The organism is Rhodopirellula sp. JB055 (assembly GCF_043100905.1).
In the GTDB taxonomy this organism is placed as follows: Bacteria; Planctomycetota; Planctomycetia; order Pirellulales; family Pirellulaceae; genus Rhodopirellula.
Genome location: NZ_JBICHO010000060.1, coordinates 1 through 2,675 on the forward strand (window position 1 = coordinate 1; position 2,675 = coordinate 2,675).

General features: G+C 54.2%; 2 protein-coding genes and 1 pseudogene. 2 read left to right on the top strand and 1 reads right to left on the bottom strand.

Annotation, left to right across the window (positions count from 1 at the left end; translation table 11 throughout):
• Both ACF8AM_RS02375 and ACF8AM_RS02380 read left to right on the top strand, forming a co-directional pair.
• Nucleotides 1-254: pseudogene (locus ACF8AM_RS02375) on the top strand (hypothetical protein); the annotation flags it as partial.
• Nucleotides 255-566: 312 nt separating this feature from the next.
• Complete coding sequence (locus ACF8AM_RS02380; protein WP_392554099.1) at nt 567-2,003, top strand: IS4 family transposase; 1,437 nt, start codon at nt 567-569, stop codon at nt 2,001-2,003.
• A 103-nt stretch (nt 2,004-2,106) separates the two neighbouring features.
• Here ACF8AM_RS02380 and ACF8AM_RS02385 read toward each other — a convergent pair.
• The coding region (locus ACF8AM_RS02385; RefSeq protein ID WP_392554100.1) for a ShlB/FhaC/HecB family hemolysin secretion/activation protein at nt 2,107-2,675 on the bottom strand (569 nt) is incomplete at its 5' end.

The following is a 2,675-nucleotide window of genomic DNA, read 5'->3' on the forward strand; positions in this document are numbered from 1 at the left end:
GGGGTAGCTTGTATCATTGGTCGACCAAGACGGTACTTGGCAATCAATTGCTCTCTGCATGGCCGGTCAGACGCTCGGCAAATTGGATCGCCCGAGTGCAGGCGGACTTCACCAAGAGCGAGCGCGAACAACTCGCCTGGAGCGTGCGACGTGGAGTCCCCTTCGGGGAAGAAACTTGGGTCGAATCAATCGCACGTAAGTTTGATCTCGAGTCAACGATGCGACCGCGAGGCCGACCGAAAAAACTAAAGTGACGCCCCGAATACCGCCTAAACCCCGAATTCGGTGTCCGACACGAATGGCGTTGTCCACGGTGTTTTCGGTGTCTCCGGCTGAGCGTCGCTCCCGGACCGCGCAGCGTTGAAAGCCGCGGTCCCTCGCGGTGCATTTTTCTAAAACAATTTCACCGGACAGATGATATTGAAATTGGCGTGACCCAAATGGCCGATATAATTCGCCGGTGACGTGACCTTCCTTGGTTAGGCTTCCAGAACTTTGGCCAAGGAAGGTTCATGTCCATTCTATCAGCAAGATCAGGTGATCGCTTCTGCATTTTCAGGAGATCGATGATCCAATCAAGCGAGCTGCCTGCAAGCGATTTGCTCAGCGACCAGCTCGTTGCCAATGTCTTCGAACAAGAGAACATTGAGTTTGGCATTGGCCATGACGATGTCTTCACACCGGCAGTGACGTTGTGGGCGATGGTCTCTCAGTTTCTCTTCAGTGCAACAGGGCGATCGATCAAGGCAGCCGCTGGACGAGTCGTTTCTCTTTATGCACAACTCGAAGGAAGAGTGATCGCGCAAAACGCAGGAAACCTTTGTCGTGCCAAAGCAAAGATTCCAGTTTCGGCACTCAAGAAGCTGACGCGTTCGTTGGCCGCCCAAGCCGAACTTGGTGCGGGAAGAGTCGATGATTTGGCAACACCGCTTGAGCCGGACGAAGTTGAGCAGCGGCTTTGCCCCAAAACGATCGCCCAGATCAGAAGCCGGCCAATTACCGGACGTCTGATCAACGTCGATGGATTTACGATCGATGCTCCCGACACGCGCGCCAACCAGAAAGCGTATCCGCAGAATCCCGCTCAAGCCGAAGGAATCGGATTTCCAATTCTCCGGTGTGTCGGTTTGGTATCAATGGCCACGGGGATGCTCATTGATCTAGCCTCGGCACCTTACAGCGGCAAGGGCAGTGGCGAAACGACACTCCTTCACCAACTGAAAGACTCACTACGTCCAGGCGATATTTTGATCGCCGATTCGTACTACTGCACCTATTGGTTGATCTGCATGTGTCAAATGATTGGAGTCGACGTGGTGATGAAGAATCACCATAAGCGCGAAGACGACCCGCAGGGAGCCCATCGCATCAGCGACAAGGAGCGAACTGTCGCTTGGCTTCGTCCGAAGAAACCTACCTGGATGAGCAAGCGAGAATACCGCAAGATGCCAGAAACGCTGACCATGCGTTTGAGCGATGTTGCCACGAGTGACTTCAATTCACGATGCGACTCATTTACGATCGCAACCACGATGCTTTCGATCCAGCAGTATCCGTTGGATTGGCTTGGCTCACTGTACCAAGGTCGTTGGATGATCGAGACCGATATTGAATCGATCAAATGCACAATGGGTCTGGAGCACTTGCGCAGCCAGAGTCCGGAGGGACTTCAGCGAGAGTTGTGGACGGGCCTGTTCACCTACAACTTGGTTCGCTCGAAAATGCTTGAGTCGGCCAGGAGTTCCAACCGAGAGACACGAAGCTTGAGCTTCAGCGAAACGTATCAAGTGCTTTCAACGAACTGGTTACTGTGTGCATGCGTCGGGGTGAGTGAACCGATGAAGTCGGCATCGCGGGGGCAAAGTGTTAGCGCAGTCGTTGGCAATCGTCCAGGTCGGGAAGAGCCTCGCGAAAACAAACGGCGGCCGAAGACAATCAAGCTGATGAAAATACCTCGTAGCGCATTCCATGCGGCAAGGGCTGCAACATCAAAAATCCCGTAATTCCCAATGGACAACGCCATTCGTGTCGGACACCTTTTTTCTCTTCGGAGGGAGGTTGATGATCGATTCCAGGTGAAACCGGATTGCAAGCTCGAGTTGACAATCAGTTTGGAGTTGGTCCAAAGAAGGACACGAATCCGATGTGAACGCGGTCACCAGCGTTGGCACCGTACACGTCGTTGAAGCCGTGCCCATAATCGAATCGCAAGGATCCTTTCTGGCCGACGGCAACACGGCAGCCCACACCGACGCTCGACAGGAATTGTTCTTTCTCTTCGCCAGGGAGGCTGTCGATGATGAATGCTTGGCCGAGGTCCGCGAACGTGTACGCTTTGACGTTGCTTTCGCAATCACCACTGCCAAATGTCCATGCCGTGGGGCCGAACTCGAAACTGGTCAGCCAGCCATGATCGCCGCTGGCCACACGTTGGTCGTATCCGCGGATGGAGTCGTAACCGCCAAAGCCAAGTGTTTCGCTGAACAACAAACGATCGCTGGAGAGTTGTCCGGACCCTCGGAAGGTTCCCTCGTAGTGACAACCGAATTGCCGACGCATGTCCAGCGAAGTTCGCCAATAAGCGTAGCCGGGCGCTGTGTTTTGCCGGAGACTGTTGAACGCCGCCGCGTTGTTCTGTGATGTGAAACCGCCGTCAGGCCCATATTGGAGGATCG

Excerpts from the sequence above, each read along its gene's own strand:
- ACF8AM_RS02380 (WP_392554099.1), top strand. The coding sequence starts at position 567 with ATGATCCAATCAAGCGAGCTGCCTGCAAGCGATTTGCTCAGCGACCAG.